The organism is Parabacteroides acidifaciens (assembly GCF_003363715.1).
Lineage (GTDB): Bacteria > Bacteroidota > Bacteroidia > Bacteroidales > Tannerellaceae > Parabacteroides > Parabacteroides acidifaciens.
In genome coordinates this window covers 1-21,008 of sequence record NZ_QREV01000072.1, presented here as the reverse complement: position 1 = coordinate 21,008, position 21,008 = coordinate 1, and the positions used below count along the sequence as shown (strand labels likewise).

Sequence of the window (21,008 nt, the reverse complement as noted above, 5' to 3'; positions counted from 1 at the left end):
GAAAATTATGGGCGTTTTCCCTTGTTGATTCGGAAAACCTATTTACCTTTGCAACGATTCCGTAGTGGGCAGCGGCCCACGAAGCGCGGGATCAATTACATATTGTAAGCATTTTACGAAGATTATTCCAATTCAAAAATCTGGTAAATTTTTAGCTAAACGGAATAATAGACAGTAAATGCTTGCGCTGACTACGTATAACTTCACCTGCCATTTTATATGGGAGGAGTGTATTATATCGTATAAGGCGCGAGCTGTTGTTCTATTATTGTTTAGCGGGCTTACCAGAGCCTTTGAATTGATAATAGATAACACGCTCGCGTTTTTTTTATGCCCGTTCATAATCATTCGCGGGGGTGTTTTCACCCCTTCGTGAAATTAGTTGTTGGATTTTTAAACACTATTTTATTAACAATTAATTTTTAATGATTATGAACAAGAGATTTTCTACTCTTTTGGCTGCCGCTCTGGTAGCCGGTGGATTGTCTACAAATGTGATGGCGGCAGATATTGCCACTACAGATTTGAAAGACGGTCAGTTCATCCATTTGTCAACGGCAACTGGTGGAACCACTTACCTGACAATGGATGCTAAAGGTGATTTTTCAACAGTAGACGCTTCAGATTGGTCTGGCAAGATTAACAGCTTGCTGGGTTCTCTTTGGCAGGTTAAGTTGATTCCTCATACTACTCAAGCTGGAACAACTTATACTTATTCATTTACAAACCGCTTGTCAGGCCAACTGTTGTCAGTTAAGTTGCAATCGGATGTCGATGGTGGCGGACGCTCTGAAAATATTACTGCTAATGAAAAAGGTGGTAACACAGAATGGGCTTATGCAGCAGGTAATGCTTTGTATGCAATAAAGGGTGATACTGTCTTCACGATTGGAACAAGTGGTAGTGCATTAACTTTTGGTGCAACTAAGGCTACAGCTGCTCAATCTAATACTACAATGTATTTGGGTGATGTTTCTGCTTCTGCTGTAACATTGAAAGCTTCCGACTTCAACGCTTTGGTAAAAGCAAATGCAGGTCGTTTATTCTTCACTGACGAAAATGTATCTTCTACTGAAAAGAATGTGTTGACGGCTAACAAGTGGGAAGCGGTTGCTGCAAAGATCAAAAGTGATGGTTCTGATTTCGATGCTGCAGGTTCTGAAGTCTTGTATCTGACTAACGGTAAAGAATATAAGAACCGTCTGAACGATGCTATGGATGCTGCAACTAAAACACAGAAAGAATATCTGTTGGTAGACTATAACTTCTACGATCCAAGCAAAGAATTCAATGTATTGAAAGCTGACACAATCGCTGTAGAACCTGCTTCTGCAACAGTTGCAAACTTTGCTAATCGTACAAAAATAGCTAAACATCATCCGGCAACAGCTGCATTCACTGTAACTTATTACATTCCGAATGATTCTATGGTGATTGCTCCGGCTTATGTTCAGACTTCTATTCCTGTGGCAACTACTTTGGAGGCTATGCATACTGCGTTGCCTACAGAAGGGAAAATTGACGCTGTTAAAACAGTTGTCGACTATTTGAAAGCAGGCGTAACATTATTCTCTACTCAAGATAAAGCAACCGATTTCTCAGAAGGAACGAAATTTACAGAGGCAAAGAAGTTTACAGAGGCTGGAGCTTCTGGTTCTGCAAAAACAGGCCAAGATTTGATTGACGCAGTAAAGAAGGCTATTAAGGAAATTACTTATTCGAAAGACGCTGCTGAGAAGAAAAAACAGGAAGCTTATGTCGCTAAAGTTAATGCTTATTTAACAGCTCTCAACGGCTTGGTTATTACAACCGTATCTACAAATAGTGCAGCAGCTCTTGTTTCTACTTCTGCCATCAAAGACGGTGCAAACTACGCAGATGGTTTGAACTCTCTGACTGTTGCTGCTGTTTCTCCTGCTAAGCAAGTAGTAATCCGTAAACTTTCTAACACGAAAGTTCTGACTATCGGTCAGATCACATCTACTACAGAAACTCACGGCAACTTGATCGCTACAATCAAAACATCCGATAAAGACGCCACTATCGGTGGTGATGCTACAATCGCTGAAGGTCTGTATTATGTAATTGACGCAGAGAAAGAAGAAAGTGCCGGTGTTGCTAACAAATATTATGGCTTGTACTTTGACGAAAGCCCGGTTAATGCTGCTGATTATGTAGCAAAAGCTCAGGCATTCAATCCGTATGCTCAATTCGTAGTTTCTAAGGCTGCCGGTGTTGACAAAGGTAATTACACTATTGAAAACCGTGCAACAGCAGATGCTAAATGGCAGGGTGTAACTAACGTTGTAGACAAAGACAACAACGTATTTGCTATCAATGGTGACACCATCCAATTAGTTGCCGCTGACGACGTAGATGCAGACAACGCTTATATCGGTTTCAAATATATCACAACTAACGATGCAAAGAACAACAAGTTCACCATCACTTCTGCTGCTGACGTATTAGCCGGACAGACTATCGTAATGGTAAAAGACTCCAGCTTGAAGATCGCTGAAGGCGAAATGCTGTTTACTTTGACTCCGAGTGAAGAAACTGAATATGGTGTAAACGAAGACTTGATAAATGTATCTTACACGATCTACAATGATGCCGACTCTACTTACCTGGTAAAGAAAGACGGTAACTATCGTTTCATCCACGAATCCAACATCGCTCCTGCTGATATCACTAAGTTCTACATGATCGTTGTCGATACTGATTCTACTTATGTTTTGGCTGACGGTTTAGACGATGCTACTAAAATGGTTATCAGTACTCAGTACAAGACTATCTCTGCTATGGACTTGGACGAACGTAACGACATGTTCATCGTTAAACCGCAGTCTGCTCCTGCCTCTTACAAATCTCTGCCGAAACATGTACGCATCCAGGCTATCAACGGTGACTATGCTGCCGTTAACGCTAAGAACCAGGCTATCGCTGTCCGTGAAGGTGATTTGAAAGCTGATGCTTATGATAACTTAGACTTTATCTTCTGGTTGGATACAGCTCATTATGAAAATGCTGCTCCTTACACTTACTACATCACGAAGGGTGTAAAGGCTACTGAAGAAGTGGCAGCAAGCAGACTGTATATGTGGAACTCTGTAGACTCTGCTGATGTAAAGGATGCAAACAAAGAACTTCCGTATATCTATGGTGCAGGTGCAAACCGCGTAATGTTCCGCACAGCTTCTATCATGGCACAGGATACACTGTTAGTTCCGACTATGGATGCTGCTGCTAAGATCGACACTGTATCTATCGCTGCTAAGCCTGCCGGTTCTGCCGATGGCTTGAAGCACAATGTTAAGGCAGGTGTTAAGAACTTCCAGTTCAGCTTCGAATTTGCAAGCAAAGATGCAGATAACGAATACAACATCGTATGCCAGAATAACAACGGTAAGAACTATGTTCACAACATCAACGGTGTATTGGCAATGGGTCCGAAAGAAGATGCAGTTGTCGTAAACGTTCTTGACGTAACTCCGGAAGACGAAGCTGCAACAGGTAACGAAACGATCAATGCTGAAGGCGTGAAAGTTATCGCTGCTAACGGTGGTGTTCAGATCATCGGTGCACAGGGCAAGAAGGTTGTTATCACGAACATCCTCGGCCAGACAGTTGCTAACACAGTTCTTTCTTCTGACAACGCAACAATCGCTGCTCCTCAAGGCGTAGTCGTAGTTGCTATCGAAGGCGAAGATGCTGTTAAGGCAATCGTAAAATAAGAATGAATTTATAATCAAATAATTCTAAAATGTTTGGCCGCGCGGTTTTGTAGAGACGGACGGCCGTCCGTCTCAATCAACACCAATTACCCTGTGACAGGCAAACAAGCGGCCGGATTTAATATTAATAATACTAAAGTAATTGAATTAAAAGTTCAATGTAGCCTGTAGCCCTGTGAAGGACGAAAGCATACAAAAGATTAGTCCCGGAAGATGGTAACACTTCCGGGACTTTGTCGTTTTATAGGGGTGCCGCTTCTTTGTCCCTGTGTTTGGCGCGCTGTATCCAGAACTATAATAAGCCCCCCTTCTCGAATCCGTCTCATATCTTATTATTTTGATAGTCGTTATCTATTCTTTATCTTTGTCATCCAATATAAAGATATAGGAGAATATGAACCCTTTAGATATTATAGCCAAATACTACCCGGTGGACTCGGAAGTGTACCGGATATTGGTTATTCATAGTAGAAGCGTGGCTGATAAGGCCTTGGCCATAGCCCGGATGCATCCGGAGATGAATCTCGACTTGACTTTTGTGGAAGAAGCGGCGATGCTGCACGATATAGGTATTTTCCGTTGTAACGCTCCCGATATAGCTTGTTACGGTGATGCCGAATATATTTGCCACGGCTACCTCGGCGCCGAGCTGATGCGGGCGGAAGGCTATCCCCGCCATGCCCGTGTTTGCGAGCGGCATACCGGAACGGGTATTACGCTGGCGATGATCGAAGAACGCAACTTGCCCCTTCCGCATCGCGACTTTATGCCGGAAACCTTGGAAGAACAATTGATTTGTTTCGCCGATAAGTTTTACAGCAAAACGAAACTGGATAAAGAGAAGTCTGTCGAAAAGGTTAAACAGGGGCTTTCCAAGTATGGGAATGACACTGTTATGCGGTTTGATAACTGGTGTAAACTCTTTTTAGGGGAATAAAAAGGGATTGGCTCACTAAAAAGTTATACATTTGCCCGCTGTAACACACTGCAAATAACGACGGAATGTTTTTGAAATACAAATGCCTGATTATTTTGTTGTTTTTCCTCACCGGAAACCTGATGACTGAGGCGCAGGAACTTATTGCTCCAACCGACACGGTGCTGGCTGTTGTGGGCGATACGATCGTGCCTGCCGACAGTGTGGCTGTATTGGATACCGTTCCGAGAAAGCAGGCGGGGCTGGATGCGCCGGTTTCGTATGAGGCAAAAGACTCGATCATTATGACAGGTAATAACTGGGCCTATCTGTTTGGGGAAAGCAACGTAAAATATCAACAGATCGAACTCCAATCCGAGAATATAGAGATGAATATGGACAGTAGCCTCGTGTATGCTACCTTCGGCCTTGACTCGATCGGGGAAGAATTCGGCTATCCGCTTTTCAAGGATGGCGACCAGCAATACGAATCCAAGACGATGCGCTATAATTTCGGTACGAAAAAGGGATATATTACGGATGTAATCACGCAGCAGGGCGAAGGATATGTGACTGCCGGACGTACCAAAAAGATGGATAATGATGTTCTGAATATGGTGGGCGGACGCTATACGACTTGCGATGAGCACGACCATCCCCACTTCTACATCCAGATGACAAAGGCGAAAGTCCGTCCGAAAAAGAACATTGTGACCGGACCGGTTTATATGGTGTTCGAGGATGTGCCCCTTTACCCGATCGGCTTGCCGTTCTGTTTCTTCCCGTTCTCCAGTTCGTATTCTTCCGGTGTTATCATGCCGACGTTCGGTGATGAAAGTTCGCGCGGTTTCTACTTGCGTGACGGGGGATATTACTTTGCGTTGAGTGATTATATGGACCTGGCTTTGACCGGTGAAATCTATACGAAAGGTTCATGGGGGCTGTCGGCACGCTCTTCTTACCGCAAGCGGTATAAGTTTTCGGGTAGTTTCAACGCCTCTTACCTGGTTACCCGTTTGGGAGACAAAGGACTTCCTGATTATAGCCTGTCGAAAGACTTTAAATTGAACTGGACGCATTCGCAGGACCCGAAAGCAAACCCTTACCGGACGTTCTCGGCCAGTGTGAACTTCGCGACCAGTAGCTACGACCGTAATAACCTGAACAGTTTCTATCCAGGTTCGCAAGGGTTTGCAGATGCGAACCAGAATACGAAAGGTTCCAGTATCAGTTTGACGCAACGTTTCCCGAATAACCCGTTCAGCCTCTCGGCTACCATGAATGTGAACCAGCGTTCCAAAGACTCGACGATCTCGCTGACGCTGCCCGATATCACGATTACCATGAGCCGTATCTTCCCGTTCAAGCGGAAAAGCGTTGTCGGCAAGGAACGTTGGTATGAAAAGATTTCCATGAGTTATAACGGTTATCTGCGTAACAGCATCGATACGAAGGAAGACAAACTCTTTAAGTCGAGCCTGGTAAAGGATTGGCGGAACGCTATGCAACACCAGATTCCGGTCAGCGCAACCTTTACATTGCTCAAATATCTGAATATCTCTCCGTCGCTCAGCTATACCGAACGTTGGTATACCAATAAAGTGGAAAAGGCCTACGATATGCAAAAGAAGACGGTGGTGGACCGCGATACGACTTACGGTTTCTATCGTGTGTTCGACTATAGCACGTCCGTTTCCGCTTCTACAACTTTGTACGGTTTCTATAAACCGTTGCCGTTTTTAGGAGATAAGATTCAGATGATACGCCATCGCTTCGAGCCTTCCGTTACATTGAGTTATACGCCGGATTTCGGAGCTGCCAAATATGGCTTCTGGAAGGACCTCACTTATGAAGACCAGTACGGCCAGGAACAGCATGTTTCTTATTCGCCTTTTGAGCGCGGAATGTTCGGTACGGCTCCAAACGGAAAGTCGGGGAGTGTGAGTTTCCAGCTGGATAACAACCTCGAAATGAAGATTAAGTCGGATCGCGATTCGACGGGTGAGCGCAAGATCAGCCTGATCGATAAGCTGTCGTTGGGTATGAGCTATAACATGGCCGCCGATTCATTCAAGTGGAGCGACTTGAGTGTCGGTCTGCGCCTTAAATTCTCGAAGAGTTATACTTTGAACCTGAACGGTACGTTCGATACCTACACATACGGGTATGACGATGCGACAAAGACGGTTCGCCGTCTGGATATCCCGCGTTGGAAAGCCGGTAAGGGCCTCGGTCGTCTGCGCCAGACGGGAACGAGCTTCTCTTATACATTTAATAACGATACGTTCGGTAAGTTGTTCGGCAAGAAAGACAAGGACGACTCCAACAATCCTCCTGCCGATCCGAACGCCACGAACGATCCCGAATTTGAACAAATCTCTCCGGGAGAGGAGGGCGACCAGCAAGCAAAAACGGAAGGTGGCCGCTTACGGGGTGCGAAGAAAGAGACGGGCGAGTATGATTCGTATGGCTATATGATCAATAAGGTGCCTTGGAGCCTTTCGTTCAGCTATAGTATGCAGTTGCGTTATGGTGATTTTAATCCGAGTAAAATGGAATATAATTATAAGTTGACGCATGCGTTGAGCTTTAACGGTAATATCCAGCCGACGAAGAACTGGCGTTTTAACTTCAATGCGACGTACGACTTCGATACGAAAAAGATTTCATACATGACTTGTAATATAACCCGCGACCTGCACTGCTGGCAGATGACCGCCAGTTTCGTCCCCGTAGGTCCTTATAAGTCTTATACCTTTAATATTGCTGTAAGTTCGTCCCTGCTGAAAGACCTGAAATGGCGTCAGAGCAGCAACTATCGTGACGGACAGACCTGGAAATAATTTACCATTCTATCGGTGTCTGTCCCGTAGCGATCAGATAGTCGTTTGCTTTGCTGAAGTGTTTGTTTCCAAAAAAGCCGCGGTAAGCGGATAGGGGAGACGGGTGTGCCGATTTCAGTACCAGGTTGTGTGCCGCATCGATGAAAGCTCCTTTCCGCTGTGCATACGATCCCCAAAGTATATAAACGATATGGCTCCGTTCTTCCGCCAGGCGGTGGATGACGGCATCGGTAAATTCCTCCCAACCTTTATTCTGGTGCGAACCGGCCTGATGTGCACGGACAGTCAGGGTTGCGTTGAGCAACAGGACACCCTGGTCCGCCCAGCGTAACAGGTTACCGGTCTGTGGAACCGGCTTGCCTAAATCGCTTTCAATCTCTTTGAATATATTGATGAGTGACGGCGGGAACGGTGTCCCGTCCTGGACGGAGAAGCAAAGTCCGTGTGCCTGTCCCGGTTCGTGGTAAGGGTCTTGTCCGAGAATGACCACTTTGACCTTGTCGAAGGGGCAGTGTTCGAACGCGCTGAAGATACAGGGGCCGGGAGGATAGATGGTTCTTTGGCGATATTCGTCTTTGACAAAGGTTATCAGTTGTCTGAAGTAATCTTTTTCAAACTCTGAGTTCAATCGTTGCTTCCAGCTCTGTTCTATCTTAACGTCCATAATTGTAATTGAAAATTGAAAATTATCTTTGTTGTGCGAATATCCGAAATAATTTTCAATTTTCAATTATCAATTTTCAATTAAATAAGGTACATGCCGGCAGCACGGGCTTCCCGGCGCATGTCTTCCGGCCATATACTTGCCTGGATTTCTCCGATATGGGCTTTGCGCAGGTAGAACATACACAGGCGGCTTTGTCCGATACCACCACCGATGCTCAATGGCAGTTCGCCGTTCAGGAGGCGTTTGTGGAAGTATAATTCTTTCTTTTCTTCGGCATCGCATATCGCCAATTGGCGGAGCAATGCTTCTCTGTCGACACGGATACCCATGGATGAAAGTTCCATCGAGCGGTTCAGCACTTCGTCCCAGACAAGCAAATCGCCATTCAATCCGACCTGCCCGTTTTCGGCAACTGTCGACCAGTCGTCGTAGTCCGGAGCACGTCCGTCATGTTTCTTGCCGTTGCTCAGCTGGCAACCGATGCCGATGATAAACACGGCCCCGTATTCCTTTGTGATCGCATCTTCCCGTTCTTTCGGGGTGAAAGTCGGATACTTTAGCAATAGCTCTTCGGAGTGGATGAAATGAATATGCTGGGGAAGCGTCGGACGGATTTCCGGAAACATTTCGTAAACCAGATATTCGGTGCGCACCATTGCAGCGTAGATGCGGCGTACAATTTCTTTCAAAAAGTCTACATTCCGTTCTTCCGCACCCATTACACGTTCCCAGTCCCACTGGTCTACATATAAAGAATGGAGGTTGCCCAATTCTTCGTCGGAGCGGATGGCATTCATGTCGGTATAGATTCCGTATCCTTTTTCGATTTGATAGTCGGCGAGTGTCAGGCGTTTCCATTTGGCAAGCGAATGGACAATTTCCGCTTTGGAATCATCCAAATCTTTGATTGGAAACGTGACTGCGCGTTCCGTGCCGTTCAAGTCATCATTGATACCCATCCCTTTTAAAACGAACAACGGGGCGGTGACACGCCGCAACCGCAATTCGGAAGACAGGTTTTGCTGGAAAAAGTCTTTAATCTTTTTGATACCCATCTCAGTCTGCGATAAGTTCAATAAAGCCCTGTATCCTGCGGGTTTAATTAGATAGCTCATATGTTTGTTGTGCTTTGTGTTTGTAAATAATGCGTGGCAAAGATAATGATTAATGGCAAAATAGCAATCGTAAGCCTTATTTTATTTGCAAAATGGAAGTGATTATCGATTGGAGGGTTGCAAAATATCAAAAGTAATCTTTTTTTGCCCGTTCGTTTGTTTTCCTGCAAGATTATGTCTACTTTTGCGCTGTCTTTGGCTGGGTAGCTTAGCTGAATAGAGCGTCAGATTCCGGTTCTGAAGGTCGTGGGTTTGAATCCCACCCTGGTCACACGAGGGTTTCCGAGTTTTCGGAAGCCCTTTTTTATGGCATACACGTAAACATTTCTTTTTTATTTATGTTTTATAAATGAATAACTAATTAAGAAAGAACAAAGATTATGGTAGCAATTTATAGATTCCTTTTCCCTTCCAAGCCGGAAGGAAATGCTTTTTCCCTGTTTTTATTGGCTTTACGCATCCTTTTGGGGGTGTTATTCCTTTCGCACGGTGTGCAGAAATGGGCTAACTTTGAGGTGTTGTCGACCTCTTTCCCGGATCCGTTGGGAGTTGGGAGTACGGTTTCATTAGGGTTGGCGATTTTTGGAGAGGTGGCTTGCTCTGTCGGCTTTATTTTTGGCGCGCTTTACCGCCTGGCCCTGATTCCGATGATTTTCACGATGGGAATGGCTTTTTTCGTGATACACGGGAATGATCCGTTTGCGGCAAAAGAGTTGGCGTTTATCTATCTGGTCATATTCATCCTTATGTATATAACTGGACCGGGTAAATTCTCTGTCGACCGTATCCTCTCGTCGGCTTTGGTAAGGAAAAGACGTTGGGAGAGGACTGCTTGATTATTTCGGGAATAAGACACGATTATGATCCAAAACGGAATGGATAGTCCCGGCTAATCAGTTTTCTTTGATTTTAAAGTAATTTAATGATATTGGAATAAACCTTTTAAGCCTATGAGTTGTCTTATATATAGAAAGGCAAATAATAGTGTTTAGTTTTTAAGGTTATATGAAGAACATCAGGTTATTATTTTTTATGGGGATTGTCCTCTTTCTCGGAGGGCAATCCCTTTATTCCCAGACTAAGAAAGAAAGGAAAGAGCAGAAAGCAAAAGAGATAAAAGAAATGATAGATGAGCAGCGGTTTACGATAGATGTAGACCGTGCACTGCCAATGGGAGGGCGTACGGTGAACCTGACGACTCCTTACTATTTTGAGATGCGCGGTGATTCGGCGATTTCTTATCTTCCTTATTTCGGAAGAGCGTATTCTTTGCCGTATGGTGGAGGCGACGGGCTGCGTTTTGAAGAATCAATTACCGATTATCAATCAACCTTCGAGAAGAAGGGGACCGCTCGAATTAAATTCGTAACCCGTACCAAAGAAGATACTTTCCGTTTTGACGTGCAGGTGTTTTCTAACGGTTCTGCCATTATAAGCGTAACGCCGACAAACAGGCAGAGCATTACCTACCAGGGAGAAGTCGCTCCGAAGAAGAAGGAGTGAACAGACGTCCTTGCCGCGCATTTCGTTCTAAGATACGTTTATTTACCTTTGCCGTAAATTCAAAGTTTTTGAGTCCCCAATCCGGTGCGATCAGCAACTCTTTGGGGGATTGCGATACAAACCTCTCTACCACAATAGAGGGGTTTAATCGTTCTATGAAGTCGATGACCAGTTCGATGTATTCGTCCGCGGTGTAGAGGTGGAACTGTTCGGGGTGCTCGGCCTGTTCCTTTGCCATGCGCGTGTTGCGGATCAGCTGCAACTGGTGCAGTTTCAGCGTGGTAAGCGGCAGCGTGGAAAGGACATCGGCATGATGCAGGATCTCGTCCCGGCTTTCTCCCGGCAGGCCTAATATCAGGTGGGCGCCGGTATAAATGCCTTTGGCTGCCGTCCGGCGGATGGCGTCTTCCGATTCGGCATGCGTATGGCCGCGGTTGATGCGGACGAGCGTACGGTCCAGTGTGCTTTCTAAGCCGTATTCGATCATGACGAATTTTTCTTTGGACAGAGCGGCGAAATAATCCAGCAAAGCCTCCGGCATACAGTCCGGGCGGGTTCCGACAATCAGTCCCCTGACATCCGGATAGGAGAGGGCTTCCTCGTATTTGGCGATCAGCGAATCCAATTCATCATATGTGTTTGTATAGGCCTGGAAATAGGCCAGGTATTTCATATCCGGATATTTGCGGGAAAAGAAGCGGACACCTTCTTCCAGCTGTTCCGTCACGCTTTTCTCCGTATGGCAGTATTCCGGGCTGAACGTCTGGTTGTTACAATACGTGCAGCCACCGAAACCTTTCGTCCCGTCACGGTTGGGGCAGGTGAAACCGGCGTTGATCGATATCTTTTGTACTTTGTGGGGAAAGACTTCCCGAAGGAAGTCACCGAAGTCCCGATATGGTTTGCTGTTTTCCATGCCGGCAAAGGTAATTTATAATGGTTAAAGGGCAATATCCGGTGGTTAATAATTTGATAAAATGACATCTGGAAGCCTCTGTTCTACACAAATATCCTTTATTAGTCGGCTGTTTTCTGTTAAATCCAGCAAGAATGTACTAACTTTGCAATCTGTTCTACTTGAAACATTAAGAAAATAATAAGAGCATATATGAAACGATTTGGGTTTGGGGCTTTACTTGCACTCCTGCTGGCCGGTGGCCTGTCTGCGCAGAATGGAAGTAAGCGTATCGATTTAAAAGAGATTACGGACGGACAGTTCCGCCAGGTTACTAATATCGGTGAGATGCGTTCGCTGCCTGACGGCGAGCATTATACGGCGATGAACGATGCCTGTAACATGATTATAAAATATTCCTATCGTACAGGTGCGCCTGTCGATACATTGTTTAATGCAGCGAAGGCACGCGAATGTACGTTCGATACGTTCGAGGGATATACGATTAGCAGCACCGGACACCATATCCTGGTATGGCGTGATACGGAGCCGATTTACCGCCGCTCGTTCCGGGCAAATGTCTACGATTATGACGTGCGCCGTAATTACGTGAAACCGATCTCCGATTCCAAGAGCAAGCAGATGATTCCGACTTTCTCGCCGGACGGACGGATGGTTGCCTACGTGAGCGATAACAACATCTGGATCCGTAAGTTTGATTTCGATACGGAAGTACAGGTGACGAAAGACGGTGAGCTGAACAAGATTCTGAACGGTATAACCGATTGGGTGTATGAAGAAGAATTTGCCGTGACGAACCTGATGGCCTGGTCGCCGAACAGCGAGCAGTTGGCGTTTGTCCGTTTCGACGAATCGGAAGTGCCGGAATACTCGATGCAGATGTTCGGTACAGGACTTTACCCCGGTTATTACGACTATAAATATCCGAAGGCAGGCGAGAAGAACTCGAAGGTGACGTTGCATGCCTATGATGTGACGACAAAAGATACAAAGGCACTGAAAGTCCCCGTGGAAGAGGATAGCTATATTCCCCGGATTGTCTTTACCAATAATTCGGACCAGTTGGCCGTGATGACGCTGAACCGCCATCAGAATGTATTCAATATGTATTACGCCAACCCGAAGAGTGGTGTGTTCCGCCTGATCCTGCGGGATGAGAACAAGGCTTATGTCGATTCGGAATGGTTGAACTCCATCCATTTCTATACGAACAGTTTCTCGTATGTAAACGAACAGGATGGTTATGCACACATCTACCTGTATTCACCGACAGGCGTCATGCAGCGCCAGGTAACGAAAGGGAACTGGGACGTGACCGCTTTCTTAGGTTACGACGAGGCAACAAAGACGGTTTATTACGAATCGGCGGAAGAAAGCCCGATGCGTCGCGCTGTCTATAAGGTCGACGCAAAAGGCGTAAAGACCAAACTGTCGACCGGGGAAGGTACGAACAACGCCACGTTCAGTGATAACTTCGCGTATTACGTAAACCAGTATTCCAATGCCAACACGCCGGTAAAGATTACGGTGAACGAAACGAAGTCGAACAAAGTGTTGCGTGTCTTGCAGGACAACGCCCGCCTGATCGACAAGCTGGCCGGTTACTCGTACGCGAAGAAAGAGTTTATCAAAGTGCGTACAGCTTCCGACTATGAGCTGAACGCCTGGATCGTGAAGCCGGTGGACTTCGACGAATCGAAGAAATATCCGGTCCTGATGTTCCAGTATAGCGGCCCGAACTCCCAGCAGGTGTTGGATAAATACAGTTTCGACTGGGAACAGTATTTGGCTGCCAACGGTATTATTACGGTTTGTGTGGACGGACGCGGAACAGGTGCCCGGGGCGAAGCTTTCCGTAAATGTACCTATCTGCGTATGGGCGAACTGGAGTCGAAAGACCAGGTCGAAGCTGCGCAGGCATTAGGCAAACTGCCGTTTGTCGACAAGAGCCGTATGGCGATCTGGGGATGGAGCTTCGGCGGATATAACACGCTGATGTCCATGAGTGTCGGTAACGGCACTTTCAAGGCCGGCATTGCGGTAGCACCTCCTACCGACTGGAAATATTATGACTCTGTCTATACGGAACGCTTTATGCGCACGCCGAAAGAAAACTTTCAAGGATATGCTGCTACTTCCCCGATCCGTCTGGCGAAGGATTTGCAAGGAAAACTGTTGCTGATCCACGGTACGGCCGACGATAATGTACATTTCCAGCAGACGATGGATTATGCGGAAGCACTGGTGCAAGCCGGTAAACAGTTTGAAATGCAGGTTTATAAAGACCGTAACCACAGTATTTACGGAGGAAATACCCGCTATCATCTGTACACCAGAATGTCTAATTTCTTATTCGATAATTTATAACTTATAATGTCAGAACATTTGAGAAAGCCGGATTGGTTGAAGATCCGGCTGGGGGGGAACGAGCAGTTCACACGGACAAAAAGTATCGTGGAATCTCACTGCTTACATACGATTTGTACCAGCGGGAAATGCCCGAACATGGGAGAGTGCTGGAGCCGGGGGACGGCAACCTTTATGATTGCGGGTGATATTTGCACCCGCTCCTGCCGTTTTTGCAATACGTTGACCGGTAAACCGCTTCCGCTGGATGCGAAAGAACCGGCGAATGTGGCGGAAAGTATCCGGCTGATGCAACTGAAACATGCCGTGATCACTTCGGTGGACAGGGACGATTTGCCCGATTTGGGTGCACAGCATTGGGTGGATACGATCCGTACCATAAAAGAGGTAAACCCGGAAACGACTGTCGAGGTCCTGATACCCGATTTCCAGGGACGTCTGGAACTGGTGGACATGGTGGTGGAAGCGGCTCCTGAAATTATATCCCATAATATGGAAACAGTTCGCCGGATCAGCCCGGAAGTGCGTAGCGCTGCCAAATACGATGTGAGCCTTTCGGTGCTTGCACGCATTGCAGGACAAGGCGTTGTCGCTAAAACCGGTATCATGGTCGGCCTGGGCGAAACGGTGGAAGAAGTGTATGAGTTGATGGATGACGTGCGGGCCGCCGGAGTCTCTGTCCTGACAATCGGACAGTATTTGCAGCCCAGCCGAAAAAATATACCGGTAAAGGAATACGTCACTCCTGAACAGTTTGAGACTTATAAATCAATTGCTTTACAAAAAGGGTTCAATAAAGTGGAGAGCGCTCCGCTGGTCCGTTCCTCTTATCACGCCGAAAAACACGTATGATGGTGAGAACATTTCTTTATACAGTTTGTTATGTTATAAAGGGAAAAAAGGGGGAATGGGTATGAATAAAGTGAAGAGGAGCCTGGATAACCAGGCCATTGGCTTAGTGCCACTGCTGCTGTTTATGTTTTTGGATAATTATTTTTCATACTTATTATCCTTCATAATCGGTGTTACTTTTTGTTTTGTATGTATTTTTTTATTTCAAATACTTAGTAAAGATAAGGTCTATCAGTTCCTGTTATTACCGGCCGCAACGACATTAGTTCTTTATTCGATTTTTCTTTGTATCAGGCTTGAGCCGGTGTTGTTTATTTATTCTCCGTTAATAACTGAAGTATTGCTGGTTGTCGTATTGGCGTTTCTTGGATTTGCCAAACGGTCGATCTTACGCAAGATCCGGACCTCCAAGCATCCGACCTACAAACGGACGTTGATGCGTACAACGTTGAATGAATTCTTTTTTGTTGCCCAGCTTGTCCAGAATCTCTATACATTGCACTTGTTTATTATCCTGGTGTACAGTATCCTGCCGGATACGATGCAAGGTGTGCGTATGGAGCGTTTCCTGTACAGGGAGCTTGGGATCGTGATCGGGGTGTTCCTGATCCTGTATGAACAGATAAGGATTTCGATGATGCAAGGCAGTCTTCGCAAGGAAATGTGGCTACCGGTGTTGAATGACGGGGGAAAGGTGATCGGCTGTATTGCCCGTTCCGTAAGCCGTTCTTTGCCTAAAAAGTATTACCATCCGGTTGTACGTGTGGCAGTCATCTACCAGGGAATGCTGTATCTGGTGACGAGAGGAAAGAAAGCATTCGTATCGCCGGATACGATCGATTATCCGTATTACAGTTATGTTTTGTTTCGCCATAGCATAGAAAGCACTGTGCGGGAAACGATCGGTGAGTTAGGGGAAAAAGAGGATATGATGCCCCGGTTCCTGATTCGTTATACATTCGAGAACGAAAAGGTGAAACATTTGGTCAACCTCTACGTTATCTGTGTACGTTCTGAAGAGATAATGGACCAGATCAAACAGCCGAACGGCAAGCTCTGGACCACTAAACAGATAGAAGCAAACTTAGGTTCGGGTGTCTTCAGCGAATATTTCGAGCAGGAGTTCGACTATTTGCAGAATACGGTTCTACTGGCGGAAAACTTCTGTTGTGGAGATTGTTAACGGTGTCCCAGTTCTATAACTTCCAAGTCCTTGATTTGTTGTCCGTCAATAATGAAACGTATCAGCGTCCTTACCTGATGGAACCCGCTCTTACCGGCCGCGCCCGGATTCATGTACAAACAATTCAGGCTTCTGTCGAAAGCTACTTTCAGTATGTGCGAATGTCCGGCAATGAAGAGGTTGGGGCGTGTGTCGTATAGCTCTTTGCGGATAGCCGGGTTATAACGTCCCGGATATCCGCCTATGTGCGTTATCATCACGTTCACTTCCTCTGCTTTGAAGTGGGCGACTTGCGGATATTGCAAGCGGAGCGACTGACTGTCTATATTACCGTAAACGGCACGAAACGGTTTTAAGGCTGCCAACCGGGCAGCCAGGCCGTCCGAACCGATGTCTCCTGCATGCCAGATTTCATCGCATTCGGAGAAGTATTCCGCATATTTGTCGTCCCACCAGGCGTGGGTATCTGAAAGAAGTCCTATTTTAAGCATAACAATTTCTTTTATCTCGCAAAAGTATTTATATTTACCGACCGAAGATAATAATACGATGGAGAATTCACATAAATATTTCAAACGGGATATCAGTTGGCTGTCTTTCAACTATCGCGTTTTGCTGGAGGCGGAAGATGATGCGCTGCCTATCTATGAGCGTATTAAGTTCCTTTCTATCTATTCGTCCAATCTCGAAGAGTTCTACGAAATAAGGGTTGCCGAGCACCGGGGCGTGATCATGAAAAAGAATTTCACTGATGAGAGCGGTGCTGAGGCGGAAGAGATACTGGCCGAAATAACCGAAGAAGTGAACCGCCAGCAACGGGAATATTACCGTATTTTTTCAAAAGTATTGCAGGAGCTGAACCGGCAGGATATCTATCTGTACCAGGACAGCAATCCGGAACCGTTCCATGAAGAATTTGTGCACAACTTCTTTAACGAAGAGGTCTTCCCTTTCCTTTCGCCGGTGATGATACAGGCGGGAGATATCCGTACATTCATACGCGACCGCCGTCTTTACCTGGTTATCCGGATGATAAAGAAGAGTAAGCGGATGGCAGAGCCGGATTATGTGCCAGAGTATTATTATGCCTTGATGAAGATCCCGTATGCGAAAGTTCCCCGTTTTATCGAGCTGCCGTCGCATGAAGGGAAGCATTATATTATGTTTATCGACGATATTATCAGGGCCAACCTGTCCAGCATCTTTCCGGGGTATGTGGTGGAAAGCTGTTACAGTATCAAGATTTCGCGGGATGCGGATATTTACCTGGACGACGAGAAAGGAGGCAATATCGTGGAGAACATCCGGAAGAAGGTGAAGAAACGCAAGATAGGCGCCTTGAGCCGCTTTATGTACGACAGCAGTATGCCGGACGATTTTCTGGCGTTTGTCTGCAATGCTTTCGGCATTACGGTGGATGACCTGGTTTTGGGTGGACGCTACAACAACCTGCAGGACCTGATCAAGCTGCCGAACCCGAAGGGGAAGGAGTTGGAGCAGGAGATCCCGTCTCCGATGCGCGTACCGTTCTTAGATGAGATGGGTTCGGTCTTCCGGGCAGTGAAGAAACGGGACATATTGCTGCATTTCCCCTACCAGTCTTTTGATTACCTGATCCGTTTCCTGATGGAAGCGGCGTTCGATCCGAAGGTAGACGAGATAAAGATTACGCAATACCGCGTGGCGGAAAATTCGGCAGTTATCAATACGTTGATCAGTGCCGCCCAGAACGGAAAGAAAGTGACTGTCTTTGTTGAACTGAAAGCCCGTTTCGACGAAGAGAACAATATGAGCACGGCCGAGCGGATGGAGCAGGCCGGTATCCGCATCATCTATAGCATCCCCGGCTTGAAAGTGCATGCGAAAGTAGCCGTTATCCTGCGTAAAGATACGGACGACGGCATTAAGCGGCGCGACTTTGCCTACTTGAGCACCGGTAACTTCAATGAAAAGACGGCGCGTATCTATTCCGATATGGCGTTGCTGACCTCGGATGCGGAGATGATTAAGGATATCAACAAGGTGTTTGCCGTCCTGGAAGGGAAGCTGCATGAGCCGACATTCCGTCATCTGCTTGTTGCCCGTTTTAATATGGTACCGGAGCTGACTCGGATGATTCATCGGGAGATCGAGCATGTCAAAGCCGGCCGTAAAGGACGCATCGTGTTGAAGATGAACGGACTGCATGACCAGCATATGATTGATGAACTGTATGAGGCCAGCGAGAACGGTGTCGAGATAGACTTGATTGTCCGCGGTATCTGCTGTCTGGTTCCCAACCAGCCGTTCAGCCGGAATATCCGGATTACCCGTATTGTGGATATGTTCCTGGAACATTCTCGCATCTGGTACTTCTATAATGACGGGCAGGAAGACCTGTTCCTGACTTCCGCCGACTGGATGCGCCGTAACCTGAACCGCCGTATCGAAACGGCTTTCCCGATACTGGATCCGGAGATAAAGGAGGATATTATCCATATCTTGCAGATACAGATGCGGGATAATGTCAAGGCTTGCCTGATAGACGAACAGTTGCGCAACAACTTCAAGCGGGATGGCAATCCGGAGAAGGTGCGTGCCCAACTGGCTATTTATGAATATTTGAAAAATAAGATGTAGGCGGTATGGATATATCTTCTTCCTGGACGTTCGTCCTGTTTAGTTTGGGTTGTGTTGCGCTGATAGCGGGCGCTTTGCTCGGTTTCCTGATCGGACGGCGGACGGGGAGCAGGCAGGAACGTTTCCGGCAGGTCAAGGAAAAGATGAAGCGGAATAAGGCCATGCTTTGCCGGCAACAAAAGGAACGCTATGAGTATGCCCGGCAGGTGAAGCAGCTGGAAGAAGAATTGCAACATCTGACAGCCGAGTCCGAACAGTATCGCGAACGGATGTCCGACCTCGAGTTTTACCAGCAGAAGCTACGCGCAAGCGAACGGATCGACCTGGCTGATGCGAATGTCCTGTCGATGCTGATCCAGCTAAAGGAAGACCCGCTCCACACCAATCTGACGCGTACCGAATGGAACGAGATACTGCATTATACGGATATGCTCTTTAATCATATCCTGACCGATTTAAAGGAGAAACAGGGGATTACCCGCCACGAACAGGAAATTTGTTGCCTTGTCAAATGGAACTTCTCCCGGAAGGAGCAGTTGGCCGTTTTCAACAATACCACCGATGCCTTGACCAAGTCTAAAAACCGGTTGAAGAAAAAGCTTCAGTTGGATGAGAAGACCGATCTGGACCAGTTTATCCGTTTATATTAGTTGTAAAAAGGCAATCCGATTGTCCGCCATATTGTGTGTCTGATATGGCTTTGTTGATCTTATCTTTTTGTTTGTCAATTGTTTATTTGCTTATTTGTTTGTCCGGCATCGTTTCTTCCTCTTCTTAAATCATCTCTCTACCTTTGCTCCGTGTGAATTTAGTTTTTAAGAAAATCTGATAGGAGATAATAGTATGAGAACACAATCTTTATTAATCGTGATCCTGCTTGCCCTGATAGGCGGGACATCGTGTAACCGGTCTTCAAAGCCGAAACAGTCCATCTTTATGAAGCGAGCAACCGGATTTGCTTATGAAGTCCTGGTCGTAATGGACAAAGATGCATGGAAGGGAGAGGCCGGACGATTGTTGTATGGCCAGTTGACGGCTTCCATTCCGGGACTGCCGCAAAACGAACCGACCATGCGGGTGACGTATGCCGAACCGTCGCAGTTTGACGGCCTTCTGCGTTACGTCCGCAATATTATGGTGGTCCGGGTTAATCCGTCCCAATATACGAAAGTGTCGGTCCACAAAGAGAAGGACGTATGGGCTACCGGACAGGAAGTCATCACGTTGAATGTCCCTTCCTCTCAACAGCTGATGGAGTATCTGACGGAACATGGAGCTTCATTGGTCGCTTATCTGGAGGGAAAGGAGCGTGAACGGTCTGCCAGTTATCTCGAAAGAGCGCATAGCGCTTGGGTGAACGAGAAGGTGAAGGAACGTTTTAATGCCAGTTTGTATGTGCCGGAAGAGATGTGTTCTTATAAGGACACGGCGGATTTCTTTTGGGTGACGGATCATGGCAAACAAGGACGAACCGATCTGATAGTCTACAGTTTCCCTTATACCAGTAACCGGACATTTACTTTGGATTATCTTGTGTCGATGCGCGATTCCATTTTAGGGGAGCAGATACCGGGCGCTTTTCCCAATTCCTATATGACGACTGTTAAACGCCTTCCTCCTTCTTACGAAGCGATCAACCGGAACGGTGAATATTGCGGCGTAGTGAGGGGTTTGTGGGAACTGGAAGGCGATATGATGGGTGGTCCGTTCATAAGCCATGCCTATCTGGACAAAAAGAACCAGCGGGTGGTCGTGGCGGAAACCTTTGTCTATGCCCCGAATACCAAAAAGGCCAAACTGCTCCGGCGCGGGGAGGCGGCGCTTTATACGTTCAAGTTTAATTGATAATGAACCTGTAAATGATGATTTAACGGTGTGTTTGCTCGTATTTACCGGACGCAGACGGGCGCAGATTACGCAGAGGAACGCAGACTTATTTTCTTTTAAAACAATAAATGATCTGCGTTCGTCTGCGTCGTCTGCGAAATCTGCGTCCGGTAATACAAACGTAGCGACGCACCGATAAATCATCATTTATTGTTTCAAATCTGGCAAAAAATGAAATTATTTTTATAGATGTTTCCATACCCATCCATTCGAAATTCCATGCCCATGCAATCCGATTTCCATGGGCATGGAATCTGATTTGCTTCAAATCTGTCAAGTTTTGAATCTTCTGCAAACCTGACAAATTACAATAACCCCTATTTTTGACTGTTTTTCTATTTCGTCCGAAATCTTGATCCATTTTGGATTGACTCTTTTCACGGTTTAAGCTCCCCTTTCTGACAAT

Annotated in this window: 16 protein-coding genes and 1 tRNA gene; 12 read left to right on the top strand and 5 right to left on the bottom strand. The window is 46.4% G+C overall.

Translation table 11 applies throughout. From position 1 onward, the window contains the following. Nucleotides 1–431: 431 nt before the first annotated feature. The 3 genes from DWU89_RS21235 to DWU89_RS18830 all read left to right on the top strand — a co-directional run bounded on the left by DWU89_RS21235 (nucleotide 432) and on the right by DWU89_RS18830 (nucleotide 7,493). Nucleotides 432–3,734, top strand: coding sequence for a DUF6383 domain-containing protein (locus DWU89_RS21235; protein WP_316250676.1), 3,303 nt, complete (start codon nucleotides 432–434; stop codon nucleotides 3,732–3,734). Nucleotides 3,735–4,128: 394 nt separating this feature from the next. Further along, nucleotides 4,129–4,671, top strand: coding sequence for an HD domain-containing protein (locus tag DWU89_RS18835; protein ID WP_115501176.1), 543 nt, complete (start codon nucleotides 4,129–4,131; stop codon nucleotides 4,669–4,671). 65 nt (nucleotides 4,672–4,736) lie between these two features. Beyond that, the gene (locus DWU89_RS18830; protein ID WP_115501175.1) at nucleotides 4,737–7,493 is read left to right on the top strand and encodes a putative LPS assembly protein LptD; all 2,757 of its coding nucleotides are present in this window, start codon (nucleotides 4,737–4,739) and stop codon (nucleotides 7,491–7,493) included. A gap of 1 nt (nucleotide 7,494) precedes the next feature. On the opposite strand, the gene DWU89_RS18825 is transcribed toward DWU89_RS18830, so the two are convergent. Then, the gene (locus tag DWU89_RS18825) at nucleotides 7,495–8,157 is read right to left on the bottom strand and encodes a uracil-DNA glycosylase (protein WP_115501174.1); all 663 of its coding nucleotides are present in this window, start codon (nucleotides 8,155–8,157) and stop codon (nucleotides 7,495–7,497) included. An 80-nt stretch (nucleotides 8,158–8,237) separates the two neighbouring features. Further along, nucleotides 8,238–9,275 carry an aspartate--ammonia ligase gene (asnA, locus tag DWU89_RS18820; RefSeq protein WP_115501173.1) on the bottom strand — a complete coding sequence of 346 codons (1,038 nt, stop codon included), beginning with the start codon at nucleotides 9,273–9,275 and terminating at the stop codon, nucleotides 8,238–8,240. Nucleotides 9,276–9,472: 197 nt separating this feature from the next. On the opposite strand from asnA, the gene DWU89_RS18815 reads away from it, so the two are divergent. The 3 genes from DWU89_RS18815 (at nucleotide 9,473) to DWU89_RS18805 (ending at nucleotide 10,778) form a co-directional block, all read left to right on the top strand. Then, nucleotides 9,473–9,546 (top strand) — tRNA-Arg (locus DWU89_RS18815). A 109-nt stretch (nucleotides 9,547–9,655) separates the two neighbouring features. After that, entirely contained in the window at nucleotides 9,656–10,111 is a 456-nt protein-coding gene (locus tag DWU89_RS18810) for a DoxX family protein (RefSeq protein ID WP_115501172.1), read from the top strand. A gap of 169 nt (nucleotides 10,112–10,280) precedes the next feature. After that, nucleotides 10,281–10,778: a DUF4251 domain-containing protein gene (locus DWU89_RS18805; protein WP_115501171.1), complete on the top strand. Its 498-nt coding sequence runs from the start codon at nucleotides 10,281–10,283 to the stop codon at nucleotides 10,776–10,778. On the opposite strand, the gene DWU89_RS18800 is transcribed toward DWU89_RS18805, so the two are convergent. After that, nucleotides 10,738–11,694, bottom strand: coding sequence for a TIGR01212 family radical SAM protein (locus DWU89_RS18800; protein ID WP_115501170.1), 957 nt, complete (start codon nucleotides 11,692–11,694; stop codon nucleotides 10,738–10,740). The two genes, DWU89_RS18805 and DWU89_RS18800, sit on opposite strands and share 41 nt — an antisense overlap. A 192-nt stretch (nucleotides 11,695–11,886) precedes the next feature. Here DWU89_RS18800 and DWU89_RS18795 point away from each other — a divergent pair, with 192 nt between their 5' ends. The 3 genes from DWU89_RS18795 to DWU89_RS18785 all read left to right on the top strand — a co-directional run bounded on the left by DWU89_RS18795 (nucleotide 11,887) and on the right by DWU89_RS18785 (nucleotide 16,096). Next, nucleotides 11,887–14,061 carry a S9 family peptidase gene (locus tag DWU89_RS18795; protein ID WP_115501169.1) on the top strand — a complete coding sequence of 725 codons (2,175 nt, stop codon included), beginning with the start codon at nucleotides 11,887–11,889 and terminating at the stop codon, nucleotides 14,059–14,061. A 6-nt stretch (nucleotides 14,062–14,067) separates the two neighbouring features. Continuing rightward, nucleotides 14,068–14,913 (top strand): lipoyl synthase, encoded by an 846-nt coding sequence (gene lipA / locus DWU89_RS18790; RefSeq protein ID WP_115501168.1) that lies wholly within the window; start codon nucleotides 14,068–14,070, stop codon nucleotides 14,911–14,913. Nucleotides 14,914–14,974: 61 nt separating this feature from the next. After that, complete coding sequence (locus DWU89_RS18785) at nucleotides 14,975–16,096, top strand: hypothetical protein (RefSeq protein WP_115501178.1); 1,122 nt, start codon at nucleotides 14,975–14,977, stop codon at nucleotides 16,094–16,096. Here the strand turns inward: DWU89_RS18785 and DWU89_RS18780 are convergent. After that, entirely contained in the window at nucleotides 16,093–16,587 is a 495-nt protein-coding gene (locus DWU89_RS18780; protein WP_115501167.1) for a metallophosphoesterase family protein, read from the bottom strand. The genes DWU89_RS18785 and DWU89_RS18780 overlap by 4 nt on opposite strands. Nucleotides 16,588–16,645: 58 nt before the next feature. Between DWU89_RS18780 and DWU89_RS18775 the strand changes: the two genes are divergently transcribed. The 3 genes from DWU89_RS18775 (at nucleotide 16,646) to DWU89_RS18765 (ending at nucleotide 20,560) form a co-directional block, all read left to right on the top strand. Beyond that, on the top strand, nucleotides 16,646–18,715 hold the full coding sequence (locus DWU89_RS18775) for an RNA degradosome polyphosphate kinase (protein ID WP_115501166.1): 2,070 nt from the start codon (nucleotides 16,646–16,648) through the stop codon (nucleotides 18,713–18,715). Nucleotides 18,716–18,720: 5 nt separating this feature from the next. Further along, nucleotides 18,721–19,365 (top strand): hypothetical protein, encoded by a 645-nt coding sequence (locus tag DWU89_RS18770; RefSeq protein ID WP_115501165.1) that lies wholly within the window; start codon nucleotides 18,721–18,723, stop codon nucleotides 19,363–19,365. Between the two features lie 193 nt (nucleotides 19,366–19,558). After that, nucleotides 19,559–20,560, top strand: a complete 1,002-nt coding sequence (locus tag DWU89_RS18765) for a DUF4837 family protein (RefSeq protein WP_115501164.1) — start codon at nucleotides 19,559–19,561, stop codon at nucleotides 20,558–20,560. Nucleotides 20,561–20,648: 88 nt separating this feature from the next. Here DWU89_RS18765 and DWU89_RS20935 read toward each other — a convergent pair. Beyond that, on the bottom strand, nucleotides 20,649–21,008 hold a 360-nt coding region (locus tag DWU89_RS20935; protein WP_208642487.1), incomplete at its 5' end, for a hypothetical protein.

What these genes read in the sequence shown, in the direction of transcription:
- DWU89_RS21235 (WP_316250676.1), top strand. Translation starts at nt 432, where the DNA reads ATGAACAAGAGATTTTCTACTCTTTTGGCTGCCGCTCTGGTAGCCGGT.
- DWU89_RS18835 (WP_115501176.1), top strand. Translation starts at nt 4,129, where the DNA reads ATGAACCCTTTAGATATTATAGCCAAATACTACCCGGTGGACTCGGAA.
- DWU89_RS18830 (WP_115501175.1), top strand. Translation starts at nt 4,737, where the DNA reads ATGTTTTTGAAATACAAATGCCTGATTATTTTGTTGTTTTTCCTCACC.
- DWU89_RS18825 (WP_115501174.1), bottom strand. Translation starts at nt 8,157, where the DNA reads ATGGACGTTAAGATAGAACAGAGCTGGAAGCAACGATTGAACTCAGAG.
- asnA (WP_115501173.1), bottom strand. Translation starts at nt 9,275, where the DNA reads ATGAGCTATCTAATTAAACCCGCAGGATACAGGGCTTTATTGAACTTA.
- DWU89_RS18810 (WP_115501172.1), top strand. Translation starts at nt 9,656, where the DNA reads ATGGTAGCAATTTATAGATTCCTTTTCCCTTCCAAGCCGGAAGGAAAT.
- DWU89_RS18805 (WP_115501171.1), top strand. Translation starts at nt 10,281, where the DNA reads ATGAAGAACATCAGGTTATTATTTTTTATGGGGATTGTCCTCTTTCTC.
- DWU89_RS18800 (WP_115501170.1), bottom strand. Translation starts at nt 11,694, where the DNA reads ATGGAAAACAGCAAACCATATCGGGACTTCGGTGACTTCCTTCGGGAA.
- DWU89_RS18795 (WP_115501169.1), top strand. Translation starts at nt 11,887, where the DNA reads ATGAAACGATTTGGGTTTGGGGCTTTACTTGCACTCCTGCTGGCCGGT.
- lipA (WP_115501168.1), top strand. Translation starts at nt 14,068, where the DNA reads ATGTCAGAACATTTGAGAAAGCCGGATTGGTTGAAGATCCGGCTGGGG.
- DWU89_RS18785 (WP_115501178.1), top strand. Translation starts at nt 14,975, where the DNA reads ATGAATAAAGTGAAGAGGAGCCTGGATAACCAGGCCATTGGCTTAGTG.
- DWU89_RS18780 (WP_115501167.1), bottom strand. Translation starts at nt 16,587, where the DNA reads ATGCTTAAAATAGGACTTCTTTCAGATACCCACGCCTGGTGGGACGAC.
- DWU89_RS18775 (WP_115501166.1), top strand. Translation starts at nt 16,646, where the DNA reads ATGGAGAATTCACATAAATATTTCAAACGGGATATCAGTTGGCTGTCT.
- DWU89_RS18770 (WP_115501165.1), top strand. Translation starts at nt 18,721, where the DNA reads ATGGATATATCTTCTTCCTGGACGTTCGTCCTGTTTAGTTTGGGTTGT.
- DWU89_RS18765 (WP_115501164.1), top strand. Translation starts at nt 19,559, where the DNA reads ATGAGAACACAATCTTTATTAATCGTGATCCTGCTTGCCCTGATAGGC.